The organism is Streptomyces sp. NPDC056061 (assembly GCF_042266885.1).
GTDB lineage: Bacteria > Actinomycetota > Actinomycetes > Streptomycetales > Streptomycetaceae > Streptomyces.
In genome coordinates this window covers 195,150-216,632 of record NZ_JBHJWQ010000008.1, presented here as the reverse complement: position 1 = coordinate 216,632, position 21,483 = coordinate 195,150, and the positions used below count along the sequence as shown (strand labels likewise).

Below are 21,483 nucleotides of genomic sequence, written 5' to 3'. Positions count from 1 at the left end.
CGCGTGCCGTACCGGGTACCCGGGGCCGCGCCCCGGAAAGTCGGGCCCGCTTCCCGAGAAGTCGGGCCCGCGCTCCGGAACGCCGGGCAGGGTCGGGCTCACGGTGGGCGGGCTCATGGTGGGCGGCCCGTCGGCCGGGAACGGAGCGGGAGGCCGCCCGTCCCCGGGCACGACCCGGTCCTGGTCCCGGTCCCGGTCCCGGTGCTGTCCCCGGTCGCGGTCCCGGTCCCAGCGCTCCGGCATCCGGTCCCATCCCCGGTCCTCCGGCATCCGGCCCGGGTCCCGGTTCCGGTCCTGGCCTCGGCCCCGTTCCCGGTCCTCCGGCGTCCGGCCCCCGGCCGGGGGCCCGTCGGCGCCGAAGTACTCGTCGGGGCCGTCATCGTCCTCGTTGTTCCGCCGCCCGAACAGAGGCGTCACCGTCACACCTCGTCAATCGCGAGCCGGAAGCCTTCCGGTCGTTCCACGTGCAGCTCCGCCTGGCCGGAGGCCATCGCGTTGCCCGACTCCACCACGCTCTTGGTGAGCGCGGTGAAGAACCGGGCGATGGACTCGCCGAGCTGGGCGCCGGGCACCGAGATGAAGGCGAACTGGGACTGCGTGGCGACGCCGAGGATCGTCTCGGCTTCCGCCTCGCCGATGCCGCAGGCGATGATGTTGGGCGCCGCCTTGGTCACCGAACGGTCGGTGAGCTCCCGGTGCCTCTCCTGCCAGGAATCCCCGAGGTTCGGCTGTCCGTCGCTGAGGAAGAACACCGCCGGCCGGTGCACCCGGTAGCCCTGGCTCTTGAGCGTGTCCACATCCTGCGGAATCCGCCGGAGCAGGGCGGAGAACGCGGCCTCGTAGCTCGTGCCGCCGCTCGCCGAGAGCCGCGGCAACTCGTTCTCGGCCCGCAGGTCGGCGAGCAGCAGTCGTTCGGTCACACTGTTGGCGAACCCCAGTACCGAGAAGCGGACCTTCGCCGCCGCCATCGGCTGGCCGAGCATGGCCCGGTGGAGCGAGGCGAGTCCGGCATTGAGGTCGCCGACATAGGGGTGCATGGAACCGGACTCGTCCGCCAGCACGTACACGGGCAGCAACTGCCCGAGAGTTTCCGCCATTTCCTTCGAATCTCTCTACTCGACGTCTTCGATGGGACTCAGCCCCTGCGGGCGGTCCAGCCTCAGCTCGGAGGAGCCGGCGACTGCACTCCGCCCCAGATGGAGCACGGTGTTCTGAAGCAGCATGGAGAACTGGACCGCCGATGCCGCGAGGTCCGCGTGGGGGTGCGCCGCGACGGCGAACCCGGAGTGGTCGGCGATCCGGACCACCGTCCGCCGGTCCGCCGCGCCGATGCCGCAGGCGACGACGTTCGGCCGGTACTGGTGTCGCATCAGCTGCTGGTGCACGGCCGGCCACCGACCGCCGTCCTCCGGGGTCCCCGCGGCGAGGAAGAAGACGGTGGGGCGGCTCACGCGTGCCGCCTGTTGCTTGAGCCGTTCCGTCTCCAGGGGGATGAGCTCCAGCAGCCGGCCGAAGACGGGTTCGTACCGGCAGCCGCTCCCCGCCCGGAGGTCGGGCACGCCGGTCTGCCACGACACCTGCGTGAGCGGCATGCGGACGTCGGCCGTGTCGGAGAAGGTCAGCACCGACAGCCGAACGGCCGACGCCACGTCCGGGCTGTTGGCGAGCAGGGTCTGCAACGACCGGAGCGAGTCCCGGAGTTCGGTGACACAACCGGCCGCGGACGGCGAGGTGTCCAGGACGACGTAGACCGGGGCGAGACCGACCGCCGCCGCGGTCCCACCGGCCGGGAACCCGGAGACGGGCCCACCGGCCGACGAGCCGGGGACGGAGTCGGCGGGCTGATGCCCGGCACCGGCCGGAGCCCCGGAGTCGGGATCGGCGGACCGGCTCCCGGCAACGGCCGCGGAACCGGAGGGCGGCTGGCCCGAGTCGGCCCGGGTGCCGCCCCACGGCGGAGACGCCGGCGGTCGGGGATCGGACGGAGCGGCCGGGGGCACCGGCGGCAGCACCTGCGCGGCCACCGGAGGCGTCGGTCCCGGCGTCGAGGCGCCCGACGGCAGCATCCCGCCGAAGACACTGGTCGACGGGCCGAGCACACCCTCGCGCAGGCCGGGCAGGTCCACTTCCCGCACGATGCCCTTGTCGATCATGTACCGGACCATCTCGACCTGCCGCTGCTCCTGGTCCAGGGCTCGCGTCTGCCGTGCCTCCTCCCAGGCCAGCAGCACACCCATCGCCTTCTCGGTGTCGTCCGGGTGCTTCACCAGGTGTTCGAGGACGAGATCGCGGAAGTCGAGCCGCACGGAGGCGAGGGCGGCGCGTTCCCGCCGCTCCCGCTCGATCCGGGCCTGCTGCTCGATGTCCTTGATCACCGCTTCGTGACGGGTGTTCCCCACGGCGGCGCTGTGGTGGAGACGGCCCAGCTCCGAATCGCGGCCCGCCCTGGTGCGGCCCCGGGTGAACTCCCGCGCCGCCTCGTCGATTTCGAGCTGCACCTGGCAGTAGTAGAGCGTCACGCCCTCGGGCAGCGGGAGGGGCAGTACCAGTGATCCGTTGATCCTGGTCTGGGCCTCGAACGCCTCCTCGATCGCGAACTGCGCCGCGATCGGACGGAACTTGCTGATCAGCTGCGGATAGACGGCGCTGAGCACGTCGGGGAGATTGCTCCGCACCACCGCCACCGGATCGTGCACCCGGAACCCGACATCGATCGTCGCCTCGAACCGGTGCGCCTGATCCTTGCAGGTCAACCGGGTCCTGGTGAGCTTGGCGGTGCGCCGGTGATCGCCCAGGTCCACGACGTAGCAGAGCTTGTTCCTGCCCAGCAGCCGCTGGGTCATCGTCCGGTGCTTGGGCGTCTCGACCTCCCAGCCGCCGCCTTCGAGGGAGTAGACGACGGCGAAGTTCGGCGGGAGGTTGGGCAGCGAGTCGAGTTCCCCGCGCGTGATCGGACGGTTGTTGAGGATGAGTGGGACGGTCACGTCACACCCCTTCCAGATCGAGCTGGGCATGGACGACGGCGGCGGTCAGGGGCAGCGGTGCCAGCTCCTCCGGATCGATCCAGTCGGACGCGCACCTCCTGAGAATCCGGCCGGTCCTCGGGTCCCCGTACGCGATGGCTCCCACCATCAGCTGGAGCATGGAGCGCAGGGCCGGATCGCGTTCGGCGGCGGCCGCCCAATTGCGCAGCACCTGCTGCGCCTCCTCGGCGAACTCCGCCTGGTTGAGCGACTCCCGCCACAGCGCGATGAACGGAGCACGCAATTCCTCGCGCCGGTGGGCCAGATGGAGCAGGGCCGGCCACTGCTCCATGGTGCTGTCGGCCTCCGGGCCGTCCCTGCCCACGACCACTTGGGCGGCGATGATCAGGAACGAGATCAGTGCCGTCGGCCGCCTCCGGTGATCGGCGGACCGCTCGTGCAGGGTGTGGAGCACGAGCCCCGTCGAGTCGGTGTCCTGCGCGAGCAGATCGGTGAGGCTGCGGCCGACGGCCACGGCGACGGCCGCCCGGTCGACGACCGCGAGCCGGGCCAGGGCGGCGACGGCGGACTCGGTGTCCTGGCCCATGCCGTGCACCCGCGCCGCCGTGGCCTGGACGAAGGGCCGGGTGCGATCGGCGAACCAGCCCTCCACCAGCATGTCCGCCCGCTCCTTGATCCAGGGGTCCTGCGAGGCGATGTGCAGGGCGTAGGCGACGGCGTCGCGCCGCAGCGGGCTCTGGCTCTGCGCCCACGGGTGGAAGACCTGGTCGCAGAGGTAGGTGTACGACTCCGCGCCGATGACCCCGAGGGCCGCTGCCGCGTACACGCGGACCTCCTCCGCCGGATTCACGACGAGGTCCGACAGCCAGTCGAGCAATTCGCTCTGGATCTCGTACTGGACCCAGGCGTGCCGGACGATCCGACGCGGGTAGGACGAATCCTTGTACTCCAGGGCACGGCCCGGCTCACCGTCCTCCTTGCCGATGTCGCGGGCACGCAGCCGGGTCAGCTGGGTGCGGCGCGGCACGCCGAACGGATCCTTGGCCCGGGGCGGTTCACCGTCCGGTCCGGGCATCAGCACATGCGGGCGGTCGTCGTCCTCCAGCCGTTCGCGAAGAGCGCGGGCGGCCGTGGCGATGTACTCCTGCGGCAGGCCGTTGAGCACGGCGAGCGCGATCGCGAGACTCCGGACGGCGGGCTCCCGCAGGCTCTCGACCCAGATGTCGAAGTCCTCGTCGGCCTGACGGGCACGACGCTTCTTGATGCCCTCGGAGTCGAGCCTGCCGGATTCCCACTCCTCGACGATCGCCGCCGCGAGATCGGCCGCCTGCTTGCAGGCGGGGTCGCCGTCGAGCAGTTCGTCCAGCAGGCTCGCGATGTCGTCGTCGGCGAGCAGCCGGTCGCGGACGGCGTCGCCCAGCCGCCAGCGCAGGTGCGAGGAGACGATGCCGTGCTGGTCGGGAGCCTCGGTGACATCGACGACCGCGGTCAGGAGTTCGCTGTCGGTGATCTCCGTGCTGGAGACGGTCATCACCAGCCACGCTCCGGCGAGGGCGAGTGCCCCCTGCACCTTCTCGTAGACCTCGCCCCGCAGTCCGCCGATCGCGGACGGCTGGTCGAGCAGGAACGCCGCACCGCGCTCGATGGAGTCCCCGCCGCGTTCCAGCAGGTCGACGAGGGAGGCGAAGTCGACATCGCTGTCCAGGTGGTACTTGGCGGTGGTGTCCATGCCCTGGAGCAGGCGGACGGCCATGGCCGTCTTCCCGTGGCCGGGGGCCCCGCGCAGAATCAGCAGATGCCGGTCCGCCAGCGCCTCCCGGGCGGCGGGCATACCGGGATGCTCCTGGTACGCGTAGCGCACCCGTTCGTCCAGCAGCGGGGAGATGGCCCGCAGGCGTCGCTGGGCACCCCCCAGGAGCAGGACGTACTTGTCGCCGCCGACGACATCGCCCTCGACGTTGGCGAAGGCATTGCGCACCCGGTCGTGGCGCAGGGACCCCTGCCCCATCCGGCTGGTGGCCTCGAAGGACTCGGCTCCGGGTCCCGAACGCGGCGGCTCCCCCCGGCTGCCGGCGTCCCCGCCGTCCTGCGCACCCGGCGCACCGTCCGCGGGCTGCTCGCCGGCGCCCTGCGCCGGGCCGGGCGGGGCGGTGCCACCCGCGTCCCCGCCCGGCCCGCCCCCCGTACCGGCCGCGGCCGGCGCTGCTCCCGCAGCGGCACCCGCAGCCGGCGCTCCCCCCGTCGGTGTGGTCATGGCCTGATCGGACCGTTCGTATGAACGTTGACGGTCTTGTCGCCCTGGAACACGTCTCCGTTGACGGTCCCGACACTGATGCCGGAACCGTTCGGCGGCGGCCGGTTGCCCGGATCGCCCGCGGCCGCACCTCGCCCGTCCGGGGCCGCCGCCGGGGAAGCACCGGCCCCGGGCCCGTCGTTCCGAGCGGGACCGGCCTCTTCCGGGCCGTCCGGTGCCACCGCGGGCAGACCGAGCGGGGCCGGCGATCCGGGCACGGTCACCCAGCTCTCGATGAGCTCACCATGCTTGGTGCGGAACGGCATGGGCAGATACGCGGCCGGGTCGATGGAACGGTGCCCGTGCCGGACGACCGCCCGATGGATCTCGCCGGACACGACGAACACCATGCGCGACGAAGCCGCCGCGGCCAGAACCTCGCGCAACGGCCCTGCGTCGACCAGCCGGCACGCGGTGTTGACGGCGTCCCCGGACCAGCCCTCGCCGTCCCGTGCGGCGAGGCCCTGGTGCAGGGCGACCCGGAACCGCATCGCGTGGGCCGGGCCGTAGACCATCGCCTTCTGCTTCAGTTCGTCGTCGAGGGCGTGTACGAAGGATCCGGCCAGCACGATCGGCGACACCGTCGCGGGGACGATCATGAGCACCCCGTCGCCGCGGTCCTCGGTCACGATGTCGTCGACCGGAAGCCCGGCCCGTACCAGCGCTTCCCGAAGCACTTCGTACATCCCGCTGCGCAGCGATCGCTGGATCGGATCGGGCCGTGAGCTGAAGTTCTCGATGTCCAGCACCACGATCCAGCAGTGCGCGGAGTCACCGGACATGGCGTTCTCCCCAAGAAATGTGGGCGTCAACTACTCGATGAAGGGCTCCAGTTGTATGACATCGAGGTCGCTCGGGTCTACGCCAATTGACCCACAGCGGGAAATCTGCTGCCCCGTACGGGACTCGCTCGGCTTTCGCGCTCCGCCCCCGGGAGCCCGGAGAATCCGCAGGCCGGGCAGAACCCCGGTTCGATACGATGACGTCGGCTCGCAGACCCGTTTCGTCACCTCGTGTGACGCCCATGTGCGGTCCGGGTGACCGCATCGGCTGCAGCTTCCCGACCTGGGCCCGCCGTGGCACCGCCCCCGGCGCCGTACGTACGAAATGGAGCATCCGAGGATGGCTCGACACCTGATCACCAGCGCGCTTCCCTACATCAACGGGATCAAGCACCTGGGCAACATGGTCGGGTCGATGCTTCCGGCGGATGTGTACTCCCGGTACCTCCGCCTGCGCGGTCACGACGTCCTCTACATCTGTGCCACGGACGAGCACGGGACGCCGGCCGAGCTGGCCGCCAAGGAGGCCGGGCTCTCCGTCGCCGCGTTCTGCACGCGGGCCCACGACGCCCAGAAGGCCGTGTACGACGGCTACGGGCTGGCCTTCGACTACTTCGGCCGGAGTTCCTCGCAGCAGAACGTCGAGATCACCCAGCACTTCGCGCGCAAGCTGAACGAGAACGGCTTCATCGAGGAGCGCGCGATCCGCCAGGTCTACTCGCCGGTCGACGGCCGCTTCCTGCCGGACCGGTACGTCGAGGGCACCTGCCCGCACTGCGGCTACGACAAGGCCCGCGGCGACCAGTGCGAGAACTGCACCCGCGTCCTCGACCCGACCGACCTGATCGACCCGCGCTCGGCGATCAGCGGTTCCACGGACCTGGAGGTCCGCGAGACGAAGCACCTCTTCCTGTTGCAGACCAAGCTCCAGCAGGAGGTCGAGGAGTGGATCGCCACCGTCGGCGCGAAGTGGCCGCACCTGTCCTCGTCCATCGCCCGCAAGTGGCTGACCGAGGGCCTGAACGACCGAGCCATCACCCGCGACCTGGACTGGGGTGTGCCCGTCCCGGCCGACACCTGGCCGGAGCTGGCGGCCGAGGGCAAGGTCTTCTACGTCTGGTTCGACGCCCCCATCGCGTACATCGGCGCGACGAAGGAGTGGGCGGACGCCGCCGCCGACGGCGAGACCCGTGACTGGAAGTCGTGGTGGTACGCCGCCGACGACGTCACCTACACCGAGTTCATGGCCAAGGACAACGTCCCCTTCCACACCGTGATGTTCCCGGCCACCGAACTCGGTGTCCGCGAACCGTGGAAGATGGTCGACTTCGTCAAGGGCTTCAACTGGCTGACGTACTACGGCGGCAAGTTCTCCACCTCCCAGAAGCGCGGCGTCTTCACGGACGCGGCCCTGGAGATCCTTCCCGCCGACTACTGGCGCTACTTCCTGATCGCCAACGCCCCCGAGTCGGACGACTCGTCGTTCACCTGGGAGCACTTCACCGCCACGGTCAACAAGGACCTCGCCGACACCCTCGGCAACTTCGTCAACCGCGTGCTGTCCTTCTCCCGCAAGCGCTTCGGCGACGAGGTCCCGGCCGGCCGCACCGCCGGCGAGGCGGAGGCGAAGCTGGGCGCGGAGATCGCGCGCCTGCTGGCCGAGTACGAGGAGCACATGGAGGCGCTCCAGTTCCGCAAGGCCGCCGCCGCACTGCGCGCCCTGTGGTCCGCGGGCAACTCCTACCTGGAGGAGAAGGCCCCCTGGCTGGAGATCAAGACCGAACCGGACGGCGCCGCCCTGACCCTGCGCACGGCGATGAACCTGATCCACCTGTACGCGGTCGTCTCCGAACCCTTCATCCCGGCCTCGGCCGCCGCCATGCGCGGGGCCTTCGCCCTGGAGAACGACACCGCGACCTGGATCGGCGCCGAGCAGGCCAGGGCCCTGGACACCATCCCGGCCGGTACCCCGTTCACCGTGCCGCCGGTGCTCTTCGCGAAGATCACGGAGGAAGACCTGGAGTCCTACCGCGAGCGCTTCGGCGGCGCCCCGGACGCCTGACCACGGTCCCCGCCCCCGTGCCATCCCTGGTCTTCCCGGCGTCGGGCTGTCGTGGTCTCGGGTGGTCCCGAAGGGGCACGGGGAGCGAGTTGGCTCCCAGAAGGCTCCCGGGGATCGGCAGCGCGAGCGGGACCGAGCCAGGTCGGGCACTCCGTCTCCCCCTACGGGGGATCCGACAGATCGTCCACCAGCAGGTCAAGCGTCGCCTCCTCATGGAGCGCCACCCCGAGCGCAGCCATGGCAGGGGCGAGACCCGCGTCCCACTCCGCGCTGACGGGCTGACCGACCAGCGGCAGCTGAGGGATTCCTTCGGCCTGGCTGCGAGTGGCCAGGTGCTCGTAATCCTCTGCACCCATGCGCCATGGCTGGGCTCCGTAACGGCGCATGACCCGGTTCGCCAGAGCGATGCCCGGCCAGTCGAAGTCGCCGTGGTAAGCGAAGTGGCAGCCGGTGGAGGCGAGGGCGTCGAGAAGGGTGAGGACCACCGTCGCGGCGCTGCCGGATGTGCAGACAAGGGTTTGGGAACAGCCCGCCTCCGCTGCGGCCTCCACCACACGTGGGTTCTCGCAGATGTGGACGACGGTTCCGGCGCGCAGGTGAAGCCGCACGTCGAGCAGGTCCCGGGATGTCAGGTGGGTCTCAGCATGGTGATCGGCCCGCTCCCGCAGTGACCTCGCACGCCAGTCCTCGCCGAGGGGCCGTAGGCCGTAGGTCAGCACAGTGCTGGAGACCTCGTCCGGTGTGACCGAGACCAGCCGCCACAGAGCCCGTCGGCCGGCCGCGTCGTCGGGAAGGTGCGTGCCGTGGGCCAGGGCGATGCCGCGCTGGACGAGGCGGGCGAGCCAGGTGCCGTCGTCCAGCCCGTGCGCCGAACCCGTTGCCGACGCGGCAAGTTCGCCGCGGCCCCGGGTGCCGGTGCGTTTCGGGTCGAGCAGCACGCTGAGTACCTGGACCGCCTGCTGAAGCGTCCGTACCGCTGCTTCCGGTGTCACGCCTTTCGGGACGCCGGTACGGCGCAGCACGTCCGACCACTGCCTCGTCCACTCCAGCCCGGCGAGCGGGGACGCGTCGAGGGATGCGGCGAGCGATGCCCGGACATGCTGCCGCTCTGCCGCGTTCTCCTCGCGGGCCGCACGACGGTTGACGAGCGGAGGACCGAGTTCCTCCAGGATCTGCCCGAGTCCGAGCCCTGCTGCCGAGGACCGCAGGCGTTCGTCGAGCGCGTCGAGCCTCACCGACACAGTCGTACCCGTGAGGGGCTTGCCCAGCAGGAGTGACAGGTCGGTCCGTTCCTGGGCGCTCACCCCTGTCAGCCGGAGGGAGCCGGTGGACTGCACGCCGTTGCTCTCCAGCCGTTTGCGTGCCGCACTCCAGAGCCGGACAAGACCGGGGCCCGCCAGCCAGTCGCGCGTGGCGGGTGGAAGGGTGCTCATACCGACGCCAGCCGCCGGTGGCGACCGTTCCATGTGTAGTGCAACGTGGCCACTCCGCGTACATGAGGGTCGCGCAGGCACTCGTAGATGTGCAGGGACGGGACCTCGGCCCAATTGCCCATCAGGCGCTCGCTCGTGAGGACGAAGTCGAGATCCAGATCGACCAGGATGCGGCCCAGGCGCCCGTGCGTGGGTTCGTCGACCTTGGCGAAGGCGTCGTCCAGGAGGATCAGCCGGGGCGCGTGCGGGGCCGAGTCGGCGAGGCTGGTGAAGTGGGCGGCAGCGGCGGCGAAGAGCACGAGGTACGACAGCACGCGCTGCTCTCCCTGGCTCAGGCCGGTGCGGCCGGTCAGCTTCCTTCTGCGCCCGGGGGCGGAGTCCTCGACCACGAAGGTGTGGAAGGTGAACCAGGAGCGGTAGTCCAGCGCGGTGCGAAGGTGGGCGGTGTAGCCGGCCGACGGGTCGGCGCGACGGGCGTCCTCGATACGGCGTTGCAGTACGTCGCGGAGTTGTTCGGTCTGCTCGCGCGTCCGGAGGCTCGACGGGCTGCGCAGCAGTTCGATGGCCACCCGCACGTCGGCGTCGATGTCGTCGCTGAGTTTCCAGAGGAGTTCCACGCCGAGGCCGTGCGAGGTGCGTACGGTTCTCAGCGTGTCGTTGAGTTCGGCGACCAGGTTGGCCGCCGTGATGACCTGCGCGGAGAGGTGGTCGCCGAGCTCGCCGGTCAGGAAGCGCTGGAACACGTCGCTCTCGCGCTCGGTAAGCCTTCCTCGCGCCTCCGCGGCCTCCACAGCGATCCGCTCGCCCACGACCGCGACGTCGTGCGAACCGTGGTCGTCGAGCAGGCGGCACACCTTGATGCCGTCGCGTTCGTCGAGCTGTGCGTCGTAGCCGCCCGCCAGTTGGTCGCGCAGCGTTGTGTGCCGTCTGAGGAGGAGGCCGTCCGATACCTCCTCCCGGTCACGGCCGAGACTCTGATCCACCGCCTCCGCCAGTGCCCGCAGTGCGCGCAGGCGATCGCGTGCGTTGGAACCCGGGTCGTCCGGCACCCGGCCCGGGAGGGACGAACGGTCCAGCCCCGCTCCGTTGACGACTTCCGTACGGCTGAGAGCACCGCGCAGAGCACGGCCGGTCTCGATCACGGCTGCTTCCTGGTCCGCCAGTTCCTCGCGGAGGCGTTCCTCCTTCTCCTCCGCTCGCACACGTTGGTCGCGCAGTCCGTTGTGGGCACGCTCTCTCGCCGGGATGGCTCCCACGGCCGTCGCGATACGGTCCTTGGCCGCCTGCTCGTCGGCGAGGATCTTCTCCTCGGATGATCCGACGGCGGTCTCCCGGGTCCGAAGATCCTGCCGCGCGGTGAGCAGTTGTCGGTGGTGCAGCCGGTAGGTCTCTTCGGCCTCCGTGCGTTTCTCGCGGGCTTGCGCGTATCGCCGGTCGTCCGCCTGGCTTCCGCCGAGCCGAGCCGCCGTGCTGTTGACAGCTCTGCGCAGGTGGCCGACGCCGGTGAGCAGGGAGGCCAGCGCGGTTCGTACGCGGTCCAGGGCGACGGCGTCGGCCGGCAGGTCATGGGCGGTCGCGGTGGCGTCCGCCTCTGAGCGCGCAGAGACGGCCAGAGCGCGGGCCTCCTCGGCCCGGCGTGCCGCATCCGCCGCCTTGGCGGCGAGTGTTCGCGCCGTCTCCTCCGCCGAAGCGTGCCTGTTCCAGGCGGCTGAGAGCCGCTGTGCCCGAGGGAAGTCGCGTTCAGCGAGCGTGAGGGCCCGTCGCCGGGAATCGGCTGCGGCGAGTTCGGTACGGGCCCCGGCCAGCCGCCGTTCCGTCTGGCCGAGCCGGTCTTCCAGCTCGGCCAGTGCGCGCCGCCGGGTCTCGGCCCGCACCGCTGCGCCCACATACTCGGCGACGCTCTTGTGGTGCCGGCCACGCAGGGCTCCCAGCCGCCAGCTGCCGTCGAAGTGGACCGCGCTCGCGGCCGTGGTCCCCGAGGCCGGTGCGAGCGTGATCGCTGACAGCAGGCGCTCCACCTGCTCGGATGTGATGCCGCTCTCCGTCTGCGCGACCGGACGGAGGGCTGAGGCGAGGGTCTGCGGCACTGGCAGCGGTTCGTGGGCCGGGGCCCCGTGGAGGAGGGTGTCCCCGGTGAGCGGGTCGAGAAGGGCGCCGCCCGTGCTGACCCACGCGTCGAGGATTCCACTCGCCTCCAGTGCCGCCTCCAGACCGGCTCGTTCGGCGGAGGCCAGGTGCTCGGCGAAGTCCACCAACCGGTAGAAGGGTGTGCCGTCGGCCGGGTTCCTTGCCGCGCTGCGGTGGTGCGGAGCCGGAGGCTCGGGGTCCGTACGGCGCTCCCGGGCCCGCCTCTCCTCGGTCAGGCGGCCGATCTCCTCACCGAGTCTGCCGACGCCGAGCGCCAGGGTGTCGCGGTGCCGGGTGAGGGCGTCCGCGTACGGCTCCAGGGCCGCGTGTGCCGTCTGCCGCGCGTGGGTGTCGGCGCCGACCGGGAGGGTGCGGTCGGAGAACGGCGCGTCGGGGTCGGCCGTGCAGGCTACTTCCGCGAGGACGGCATCCAGCGGCGGGCACTCGGGGCCTGCTGCGGTCCGCGTCTCCCGCACCCATACGGCGACCTCGTCGGCGTACCCCCGGCTCTCCTCAGCGACCTTCTGGCGGCTGCCTTCGAGACGGTCAGCGGCTTCCTCCGCTTCGCCCTCCAGCCGTTCCCGCTCCCCGTCGGCCCGCACCGCGCCGCTCCGTGCCTCGTCGGCCCGCACGGAGAGCCGGGCCACCTCCTGGACCATCCGCTGCCGGTTCCGTACGACGATCTCGGCGGCTCCCAGCTGTCCCTGCCAGGACCGCAGTCCAGCCTCCGTCGTCGCCGTGTCCACGCGCACCACCGGTCGGTGCCGTACGGTCTGCGGCTCTCCGTCCGGGCCGGCCAGCTCTGTCTGTGTCGACGGGGAGTGGGCCGTACGTGGAAGGGCGACCGCGTCGCCGAGATGCCCGGTGGAAAGCCTCGCCCTCTCCGCCTGGACCAGCAGTTCCCGGTGCTCGGTGGCCAGTTCGGTGAGGCGGGCGCCCACGTCCTCGACGCCTTCCTCCAGCCGTTCGGCCGCGCTCTCCTCGGCTTCGTGCGCGCCGCGCAACGCGCCGAAGGCGGTCATGGCCGTGGTGTGCAGGGCCTCCACTGTGCTGCGGCGCTCCGAAAGCTCGCGCAGGCTGCGGTAGGCGTGGCTGTCGTGCAGGGCGGCAAGGTCCGTCCGGGCGGACTCCTCCTCCTCGCGGAGTGCCCTCAGCCCCTCCTCCGACTCCTTCTCCTGTTCCTTCAGGGCGCTCGTGTGCTGCGCGGCGTCCCCGGCGTTCCGGCGGCGCTCGGAGAGTGCGTCCACTTCCCGGTTCACGTCTCGGGCCGAGGAGCGCAGGACCCCGGCGAGGTAGCGGCGGTAGTCGGCGAGGAACGTGCGCAGGGCCGCGTCGGTGCGCTCCAGGCGACCAAGTTCGGCTCGCACGGTGTCCAGGTCGTGGAGGTTGCGCGCCACCTTCTCGACCACGTCCTCGTCGAGCCCCGGCAGGGTCTCGCCCAGCAGGACGGCCAGACCGCCGTGCTCGATGCGGTCCCCGACCGTGGGTCGCCGCAGCCGGTGCAGGAGCTGGGTGAGGTTGCGGTAGCGCGTTGCGTCCGTGATCCCGAAGAGGTCCCGCGCCACGCGGGCACGGTGCTCGACCGCTCGGTCCGTCGTGTTGCCGGAGCCGACGATCTCCTTGAGCCGCTCGACGGCAAGGGGCTTGCCCGCCTCGACCAGGTGCAGGTCCTCGCCGACGCGCAGCGGGGTGACGAAGAAGGTCGGCACCGCCTTCTGGGTCGACTTCGAGGCACGGACCGCGGCGCCGAGCGTGAGACAGCGGTGAACGCCGGCCTCGTCCATCCCCCGGAATTCCACCCACAGATAGCCGAGCCGGTTGGTCTGCTCGAAGCCGTCCAGCATCAGCCAGGCGAGCGTCGTCCGTCCGGTGCCGGTGGCATCGAGCGCCCGGGAGTCGCCGTCCAGGAGGTACGGGAGCAGCATCTCCAGAGCCTTGGACTTGCCCGCTCCGTTCTTGCCGCGCAGCAGCAGCCGCCCGTCGCCGAAGGCGAACTCCTGCTCGTCGTACTGCCACACGTTCCGGATGCCCGCGCGATGCAGCCGGAAGCGGGTGCTCGCCGTCGGCGTGCGACCTGAACGCGGAAGGGGAACGAGCCCCCGGGCATCGGTGGTCATAGCGGCAACTCCTGCTGAACATCGGTGGAATCGTGTCGTGCGCTGTTCGTCCGCACGGTGACCCGGGTGGCGTATCGGGCCGCTGAGGCGAGCAGCACCCAGCCCTCGCCGTCGCTGGGCCGGGCCGCCCGGACGTCGGTGACCTGGCGTCCCTCCGGCAACTCGTCGGCGTACTCCTCCGGCAACCCCGCTCCCTCGGATCGCAGCGGGCCGGCCGGAGCGATCAAGCGCATGCGGGACAGCAGGTCCAGCACAGCTTCACGCAGGGCGTTCAGGTCTTCGAGGTAACCGCGCTGCCAGTTGCTGCGCCGGCCGTACTCGGCGACCAGTTCGGCCAGCAGCTCATCCACCGCGCCGTCCGGAACGGCGACCCCGACGACGAGTACGCCGCCGGTCGCCGGATGTCCGGGCTCCGGCGGGCGGAGCCGTTCCACCAGCCGTTCCACCAGCAACAACGCGGCCTGGGCGACGGTCCCCGTGCCGGGAAGGTGGAGATCGGTGAGCTCCTCCTCGGGGTCGACCAGGGCCACTCCCTCGGCGCGGATCTCCGTCTCCAGGCCCAGGAGTTCGAGAAACGCCTGGGCCTCCCGGCGCTGGCGGGTGCGGAGCCAGTCGCGTTCGGTGTCGGTCAGCTCGTCGAGGTGGACGACGGGGGTCTCGACGAGCATCCGGCGTACGTAGGTACGTGGCCCTCCGAACCCCGGGTCCGCCGCCCGCCGGACCAGGTCGCCGCCGTTCCGCGACTGGGCGAGCGGTCCGGCAACGACGACGCGGGCGAGCTCCCGGTCGACCGTGATCAGCGCCTCTCCGTCGGCCTCCTGGGCGATGACGCCCACGTGGCCGTGGGTCTCGATCAGGACGCCCCACTCCACGAGCTGCCGCAGAGCCGCGACCAGCGTCCGCTTCCCGGCGGCCCGGCCGGTCTCCTCCAGCTCGACGTCTGCGTCGGCCGCCGCGGCCCGGATGTCGGCGACGAGCTGCGACAACAGCAACTGCTCCGGCGCGGTGACCAGCACCGAAAGAGCCAGCGCCAGACAGGCGTAGGTGTGCGGGGTGAAGGGCGTGCCGGTGGACCGTACGAGCCGGTGCCCAGTCCGGGCTCCGAGCCCGGCCTTGAACAGCCGGGCGTAGGAGCTGTCGACCAGGAGGCGGTAGCCGAGCACTTGCTGGAACCGGCCGCCCAGCCAGTCGGCGTGCCTGCGGACCAGCGGAAAAAGGTCGGCGTGCGGGCCGTCCGACGTGATCAACGGGTGGGCGAGCAACAGCCGTGCCGCGGTGCGGCGTTCGGTTGCCAGAGCCACGTCATGGGCGGAGGGAAGCGTCACGACGCGCTCATCTCGGCCCCGTCGGCGTGCTCGCCGCGCGAACGCGGGAGAGGCGCTTCGCTCCCCGTCGGCTCCGCTTCAACCGCCCGACCGTCCGCCGTGACAGCCGTCCTGTGGACGACCAGTTCCAGGTCGTCCAACAGCAGGTCCCCGTCGGCCGAGCGGAGAAGCGTGCGCGCTCCCGCCGTACGGTGCACGGTGAGCCGGACGCCCAGATCAGCGTCCTCGCTCCACGCCGCGTCCAGCCCGAAGCCCCGCTCCTCCTGCCCGTCCGCCTCGGCGCGTCGCCCGAGCTGCGCGTTCCCGAGCGCCGTGGCCAGTAGTTCCAGGAGCAGACTGAGCGCCGCCGAAGTGAGCCGTACGCCGTCGAAACGGCCGGAGGCGCTGCACAGCTCGTCCGTCGCAGCGCTTCTGTCCGCGGCGTGTTGACGCGCCGCCTCCCGCAGCCGTTCCTTCTGCGCGGAATGGTCCTCCACAGATGCCGTCCGGCCTCGCTGGGCGCGGCTGCCCCTCTCGCGCAACGCGACCGGCACCTCGACCACCGGGCCGGTCCACCAGCTGGTGTAGGCGGGCACCACCTCGTCTGCTGCGGGCGCTATGCCCAGATGGCGGGCGCCGTACAGCCCGAAGGCGGCGACGGCGATGTCGTGCGCGTCCTGCGGAGCGGCCTCGTCGAACCACCGGGCCAGCCGCAACAGGTCCCGGCGCCGCGACATCTCGCCGGTGGCCGAGCGCAGCATCCGCTTGGCGTTGGCCAGCAGCGACTGAAGGGCCCGCAGGGTGGCGTCGCGCAACTGGTCGACCTGGCTGCCCTGCCCGTCGGTGTCCCGGAACCAACCCCGCAGCCCCTCCCAGTCCGCGAGTTCGCGACCCCGGCTGCGCTGCACGCGGGTCTCCGTGCGGCCCTCGCTCTGCGCCGGCAGCCCGGCGAGCCCCTGCGCGTGGGCGTCCAGCTGCTCCAGCAGGCCCGGGAGGCGGGGCCAGAGCGCGTCCAAGGCTGCCGAGATGCGGGGGGCGCGGAAGGACACGTCCTCCGTGATCGCCTCGACGTAGTCCAGGAGGAGTTCCTTGAAGCCCTGGTACTCGCCGCTGTCCAGGTCGTACCGGGCGAGCACCTGGCCGAGATGGGCGTAGAAGTCCCGGACGGAGTCCGCGAACCCGGTGAACTGCACGAACAGGGTGCTGACCCGCTCCAGCCCGTCCTGCGGGGAGATGCCGCCCGGTTCGGCGACCAGTTCGGCCAGCTCCCGCAGCCCCCGCTCGACGAGGGCGAGCAGTTCGTTGCTCACCTCACGGGCGGCGTCGGCCTCGGCCAGCACCCCGTCGGCGTCCCGCTGGACGCGCTCGCCCAGCCGCGACAGCTGGTAGCGGGCGCGGGAACGCTGGTACTCGGTGATGCTGGACGCCTTCACGGTGTGGCTGCCGCGCAGCAGGTTTCCCCACTTCACCAACTGCTCCAGCCGCGCCGTGAGGGGGTCGGCGTCGAGCCCGGCGGCCGTCCCGCCCCCCTCGCGCAGCTTCGCAATGACGTCCGGGACGGCCAGGTCGGCCAGGAGCGTGCCACAGAAGACCCGCATGATCGCGAGGTACTCCAGCCGCTCCGGCGCGCTGAGGTACGCGTAGGCGTCGAGGCGGCGGCGCGTCTCGTCGGCGTCGGGTGCCGAAGGCGCGTCGTCGGAGCGCGGCCGGGTGGCGAGTGCGGGTTCCTCCATGTCCGCGAGGCTACGTGGAGGGGCTGACAGGCGATGCCGGGTGGCCGGAACTGGTAACCAGCTGATCAACTCCGGACACGTGGCGTCAGGCGTACGGACTGGGAGTGTCCTGCCTGGCCAGTGGCCGGGGCCAGAGGTCACCCTCGCCGCTCGTCGGTGTCGTACAGCCGCCAGGCCGGCCAACGCGCCGCTTCGACCTCGCCGTCACCGCTGCCCAGCAGGTTCCGGCGGTGCAGCATGAGCCGGAGGTGGCGTGCCGCGTCGCCGTCCTCATCCATGCCCCGGTCGAGAAGCACGGCTTGGGGGGCTGCCCCGCCGACGCCACGCACCATGGCGTCCGCGGCATGCCCGTGGACGGTCTCGCCCAGCGCGACAGTGGCTTCCTCCGAGCGGGAGAGGTTCTGGTACAGGCGTTTGAGCAGCACGTCCTCGTCTCTGTCACTCGGGGGCACGCCGTCCCGCTCCGCAGCCTCCAGCAGTGCGGCGCCCACGCCTCCCCGCTTTCGCCAGAACTCCTTGTCCCCCACCACGATGAGGTGACCGCGTGCCCGGGTGATGGCGACGTTCCACAGGTTCAGCTGTCCACCGACCCACTCGGCGGCGCCCGGATGAATGCCTTCGCCGGCGACGAGGGAGAGCACCATGACGTCGCGTTCGCCGCCCTGGAATGTGTGCACCGTACCGATGCGCAGGCGCTCCTCGTCGTACGGTCGCAGCCGCCTGCGCAGCGCTTCGGCCTGCCCCGTGAAGGGAGTGACCACGCCGACGGTGGCATCGGGCGGCAACTGCTCCAACAGGTACGTGACGCTGGCGAGCACTTTGCGGATCTCGTCCTCGTTGACCCAGGAGCCACCGAACGGAGGGCGGGCGGCCCGTCCGGTCACATTCGTCCAGATGACAGCGGGGCGGCGCGCCAGAGCAGGACGGCCACGGGTGTCGGTGAGAACGGTCAGCCCACCGTCGTAGAAGAACTCGTTGGAGATCCCGGCGATGTGCGGATGACAGCGGAAGTGCTCGTCGAGAAGCAATGTGCCGCCCGCCGACTGTTCGGCAGCGTGGAAGGCGGAGTGGCGCCGGTAGGCGAGGTGGTGCTTCTCCAGCCAGTCGGACCGCAGCCCGTTCCCGCGCCGGATGAGAGCCTCGCGGTGCGGGCTGGTCTGCGTGATGTGCGTGAGCTGCATGGGGTCGCCGATGACCAGGGCGCGCCGCGCGCGGAACAGCAGCGGGAGGACGTGGGGGATGGCGCACTGGCTGGCTTCGTCGACGACGACGAGATCGAACAGGGCCGGGCCCGGCGGGAACCGCCGGGCGGAAAGGCTGGTGACAGCCCATCCGGCCACCGCGGGCGCGTCCGTGGAGCCGTCCGAGCGACCCAGAACCCTCCGCATCTGGGGCCAGTCGCTGCGTTTGCCGTCCCGAGCCGCCAACAGGTCCAGAATGCGGCGGCGTCCGGCCCGGGCGGCGGCTTGGACCGTGGTGGCGAGGAGCGTGCGTGAAGCGTCCTGCGCGGCGCTCTCCGCATCGCGCAGGACGCGCGTGAGCGCTGTGTCGTCCACCGACGCAGCGTGCCCGCGCCTGTCACGCCACTCCGCCTCGGCCGCGGCGAAGCCGGCGAGCGCGAGGCAGCCCGCGGCGGGATCACCGGTGCACCCCTCCAGACCTGCCTTGCGCAGGAAACGGGTTCGGCGCCACGATCCGAGGAAGCGCGCGCGGGAGAGGCGGTGCGCTTTGTCCTCCAGCTCCTTCGGCCTGGGCGCGCCACCGAGCAGGTCCTGGAGTTCGGTGACGCTGATCCCGAACTGTTCCACGTGGTGGGCGCGGGCTTCGCCTGCTCGGCGAAGCCGCAGTTCGGTCTTCGCGATGTGGGCCAGACCCTGCCGTACTTCTGCCAGGCGGTCGGTAGCCAGCGTGGTGGCCATGGACGCCGTGGGCACAGTGGTGGACGGCTCCGGACCGGTGCGCAGCGCGTGCAGCGCGGCGGCCTCGTGCTCCGCGTTGCTCTTGCCGTTCTTCCGCGCCGAGCCGGTGCGCACGACGCTGCCGGGCACCAACTCGTCGCAGCGGCGCCAGACCTCGTCCACGGCATCGTTGTTGGTGGACGCGACCAGCACGGTCTGGCCCGCCGCGATCGCCGTGGCCACAAGATTGGCGACCAACTGGCTCTTGCCGGTGCCGGGCGGGCCCGTGGCCACGGTGAGGCGGCGGGTCATGGCGGACCGGAGAACCGCGGTCTGCGCTTCGTTGCAGGGCAGCGGCGTCACGAGGCGCGTCGGTTCGGGGTCCGTGTGGGCGAGGGATCGGGCCCGCTGCGAGGCGTCGGGCGCGAGGACACCGAGGGCGGTCTTCCCGATCTGGTCCGTCTGTCCGGCGATGTCGGCGAAGTCGTTGAGAAGACCCTTCGTGAAGCCTGTCTGGGGGCGTGCCGCGAACAGGACCGCGGTGTTGCGGGCCCCGTGGCCGGGCGTGCGGACGTCGATGCGGTCGGCGAGCTGGTCGGGGCGGAGCTCCTGCACGCACGGCAGCTCGAACTCCTGCGTGAGGAGGTTGCGCACCTCCACCGCCATACGATCGTGCTGTCCTCGATGCCAGGACGGCTGAAACGTGTCGATGAGCTGGTTGGCCTCGTCCTCGCCCAGCCAGTCGAGCGCCAGCTGAGGATGCGGCTGGACCGGGCCGTACGGCCTCAGCCGCACTTCGCCCTCGTCCTGAACGATCTCGACCCGGCGTACCAGCAGGGGCGCGAACTTCGGCTGCCGCCAGGGGCGCCCGGTGCGAGGCCCGGTGAGGACCACGGCCGGGTAACCCGCCCAGAGCTCGGCATCCTCCTCGGCCGCCGAATCCACCAGCGGGGCCGCTTCCTCGGGGAGCGCGACGCAGCCGTCGTCATCGACGTCGCCGGAGATGAACTTCTCCGCACCGCCCAGGCACACGTACGACGTGTCCTGATGGCTCACTTCCATCAGAGGTGTCTCGGCGCTCTCGGCCAGGACGCACTCGCGGTAGTAGTCCAGCACATTGGCCCAGGCGGGCTGTGCATGAGCGGACTTCGTGGCACGCGGTTGTGCCGGCTCTCCCGCGCCGGGTCGGGGCCGAGGGCTCAGAGGATCGAGGACGGGGGCCCGGCCGAAGGGGCTGTCCGCGATGACGATGCGGTCGTCGACGCCGTGTGTGGACTGCACCGGCACCTGACGCCCGCCGTCCTGGGCACGCATGCGTCGGTTGACGTAGTGGAACAGGTCGCTGACCGTTACCGCGCTGCCGCCGTCCTTGCTGACCTTCCCCGTGCGCAGCGCCTCGATGACCTCGCCGGTGAATGCCGACGGCTTCACGTCATCGCCGCCGCCCGCGTCCGCGTACGAGTCCTCCCCGGCCCGTGAGGACGACAGGACGTACACACCCCTGCTGGTCAGCGGGGGCTGCTCGCCGGACTTGGACACGGAGCTCTCGGCCCGCCGGTCCGACGTGCGCAGACCCATGGCGAACCCGCCGCTGCGGCAGCAGTCGATCATCACGATCTTCTGCGGGGCGACGCACTCCTCCAGTGCGTCGTTGAGGAACCCGGCGCTGACGCCGGTCGCGGCCACCCGGTCGGAGTCGGTGTCCTTGGTGACGAAGTGGAACTCGCCGCCGTCACGCACCGTGCGTACACCATGCCCGGAGACGTACACGAGGGCGAGTTCGTCCTCGTCGCGCTCCTGGAGGAACTCGCCGATGACCGCTCGCATGTCGTCGGCGGTGAGATCGGATTCGGTCTGGACGGAGGCGAAGTTGCCGATGTTGCGGTGCTTCAGGACCTGGGCGAGCCCCCATACGTCCGCCCGTACGGAAGCCAGCGGCGAGAAGTGGCCGTCGTCGTAGTGCTCGTTGCCGATCAGGAGAGCCCGGCGCTTGTGGAGGCGGGTCATGCCGCGCCGTCATCCGGTTCGGGACCGTCGTCGCCGACGACCCGGTCCTGGAACGCGCGGACCATGCGCTCCTGCGCGGCGTCCGGACGCCCGGTGATCTCGACGGAGTCGTCCCCGATGGTGACCACGACCTTGCGGTGCCGCTCCTTGGCGCACCACTCCTTGATCAGGGCGATCAGGACCTGGGACGCCGGGCGGGCGACGGCGGCGGTGGCAGCCCAGAGAGCCAGCTCGCCCACGCCGGTGCCCTTACGGCCCGGTTCGGTGGGCCCGTCGGCGTCATGGAAGCCGACGACGAGACCGTCCGCCCTGTGCAGGGTGTCGTGCAAATCCCGGGTGAGACGCTCCTGCCGGAGTGTGTCGCCGCCTGTGGGCACGGTGAGTGTCCACGGCGATCCCCCGTCGCGCATGTGCTGCTCCTTGCTTTCGCGTATGTGCTTGCTCGGTCCGTCCGGCGACTTTGGCACGCGGGCCTCCGTAAGAGACAGCCGAGGCCGAACGGGAGGGACGGCATCCGGCCACCTCCGAACTGCTGAGGAGCAGTGTCGGACCAGCCGGCCGGCTGGCTCCCGGCCTGCCCCGAGCCGGTGCGGAGCGTGACGAGCCCGGTCCTCTCCGCCGGGAAACGCGCCGCGTGGCCGGTGCGGTGGCGCGAAGGATTGCGGCCGAGCGGAGACCTCTTCCACGAGAGGGCGGGCGACTTCCACGAGAGGGCGGGCGACGCCTTGCCTCCGGGAATCAGG

At 71.3% G+C, this 21,483-nt stretch carries 11 protein-coding genes; 1 reads left to right on the top strand and 10 read right to left on the bottom strand.

The features are described 5' to 3' along the window. Positions 1-419: 419 nt before the first annotated feature. The 4 genes from ACFC79_RS15280 to ACFC79_RS15265 are packed head-to-tail and all read right to left on the bottom strand — an operon-like array spanning position 420 to position 6,059. Positions 420-1,097, bottom strand: a complete 678-nt coding sequence (locus tag ACFC79_RS15280; RefSeq protein WP_376239989.1) for a hypothetical protein — start codon at positions 1,095-1,097, stop codon at positions 420-422. Between the two features lie 15 nt (positions 1,098-1,112). Next, on the bottom strand, positions 1,113-2,984 hold the full coding sequence (locus ACFC79_RS15275; RefSeq protein WP_376239986.1) for a hypothetical protein: 1,872 nt from the start codon (positions 2,982-2,984) through the stop codon (positions 1,113-1,115). 1 nt (position 2,985) lies between these two features. Then, positions 2,986-5,238 (bottom strand): hypothetical protein, encoded by a 2,253-nt coding sequence (locus tag ACFC79_RS15270; protein ID WP_376239985.1) that lies wholly within the window; start codon positions 5,236-5,238, stop codon positions 2,986-2,988. Continuing rightward, positions 5,235-6,059 carry a hypothetical protein gene (locus ACFC79_RS15265; RefSeq protein ID WP_376239982.1) on the bottom strand — a complete coding sequence of 275 codons (825 nt, stop codon included), beginning with the start codon at positions 6,057-6,059 and terminating at the stop codon, positions 5,235-5,237. The genes ACFC79_RS15270 and ACFC79_RS15265 overlap by 4 nt, the downstream gene beginning before the upstream one ends. 340 nt (positions 6,060-6,399) lie before the next feature. Here ACFC79_RS15265 and metG point away from each other — a divergent pair, with 340 nt between their 5' ends. Further along, on the top strand, positions 6,400-8,121 hold the full coding sequence (metG, locus tag ACFC79_RS15260; protein ID WP_376239980.1) for a methionine--tRNA ligase: 1,722 nt from the start codon (positions 6,400-6,402) through the stop codon (positions 8,119-8,121). Between the two features lie 161 nt (positions 8,122-8,282). Here metG and ACFC79_RS15255 read toward each other — a convergent pair whose 3' ends face one another. The 6 genes from ACFC79_RS15255 to ACFC79_RS15230 form a co-directional block, all read right to left on the bottom strand. Beyond that, positions 8,283-9,554, bottom strand: a complete 1,272-nt coding sequence (locus ACFC79_RS15255) for a TIGR02679 family protein (protein WP_376239979.1) — start codon at positions 9,552-9,554, stop codon at positions 8,283-8,285. Further along, positions 9,551-13,798, bottom strand: a complete 4,248-nt coding sequence (locus ACFC79_RS15250; RefSeq protein ID WP_376239976.1) for a TIGR02680 family protein — start codon at positions 13,796-13,798, stop codon at positions 9,551-9,553. The genes ACFC79_RS15255 and ACFC79_RS15250 overlap by 4 nt, the downstream gene beginning before the upstream one ends. Next, entirely contained in the window at positions 13,795-15,123 is a 1,329-nt protein-coding gene (locus ACFC79_RS15245) for a TIGR02678 family protein (protein WP_376239974.1), read from the bottom strand. The genes ACFC79_RS15250 and ACFC79_RS15245 overlap by 4 nt, the downstream gene beginning before the upstream one ends. Next, positions 15,120-16,835 (bottom strand): TIGR02677 family protein, encoded by a 1,716-nt coding sequence (locus ACFC79_RS15240; protein WP_376239972.1) that lies wholly within the window; start codon positions 16,833-16,835, stop codon positions 15,120-15,122. Before ACFC79_RS15240 ends, ACFC79_RS15245 begins: the two co-directional genes overlap by 4 nt. Positions 16,836-16,972: 137 nt before the next feature. Then, positions 16,973-20,740, bottom strand: a complete 3,768-nt coding sequence (locus ACFC79_RS15235) for an AAA domain-containing protein (RefSeq protein ID WP_376239970.1) — start codon at positions 20,738-20,740, stop codon at positions 16,973-16,975. Next, a complete protein-coding gene (locus ACFC79_RS15230) occupies positions 20,737-21,150 on the bottom strand; it encodes a hypothetical protein (RefSeq protein WP_376239967.1) in 414 nt (137 codons plus the stop codon). Before ACFC79_RS15230 ends, ACFC79_RS15235 begins: the two co-directional genes overlap by 4 nt. Between the last annotated feature and the right edge of the window lie 333 nt (positions 21,151-21,483).

What these genes read in the sequence shown, in the direction of transcription:
- ACFC79_RS15255 (WP_376239979.1), bottom strand. Translation starts at nt 9,554, where the DNA reads ATGAGCACCCTTCCACCCGCCACGCGCGACTGGCTGGCGGGCCCCGGT.
- metG (WP_376239980.1), top strand. Translation starts at nt 6,400, where the DNA reads ATGGCTCGACACCTGATCACCAGCGCGCTTCCCTACATCAACGGGATC.
- ACFC79_RS15240 (WP_376239972.1), bottom strand. Translation starts at nt 16,835, where the DNA reads ATGGAGGAACCCGCACTCGCCACCCGGCCGCGCTCCGACGACGCGCCT.
- ACFC79_RS15250 (WP_376239976.1), bottom strand. Translation starts at nt 13,798, where the DNA reads ATGACCACCGATGCCCGGGGGCTCGTTCCCCTTCCGCGTTCAGGTCGC.
- ACFC79_RS15230 (WP_376239967.1), bottom strand. Translation starts at nt 21,150, where the DNA reads ATGCGCGACGGGGGATCGCCGTGGACACTCACCGTGCCCACAGGCGGC.
- ACFC79_RS15280 (WP_376239989.1), bottom strand. Translation starts at nt 1,097, where the DNA reads ATGGCGGAAACTCTCGGGCAGTTGCTGCCCGTGTACGTGCTGGCGGAC.
- ACFC79_RS15265 (WP_376239982.1), bottom strand. Translation starts at nt 6,059, where the DNA reads ATGTCCGGTGACTCCGCGCACTGCTGGATCGTGGTGCTGGACATCGAG.
- ACFC79_RS15270 (WP_376239985.1), bottom strand. Translation starts at nt 5,238, where the DNA reads ATGACCACACCGACGGGGGGAGCGCCGGCTGCGGGTGCCGCTGCGGGA.
- ACFC79_RS15235 (WP_376239970.1), bottom strand. Translation starts at nt 20,740, where the DNA reads ATGACCCGCCTCCACAAGCGCCGGGCTCTCCTGATCGGCAACGAGCAC.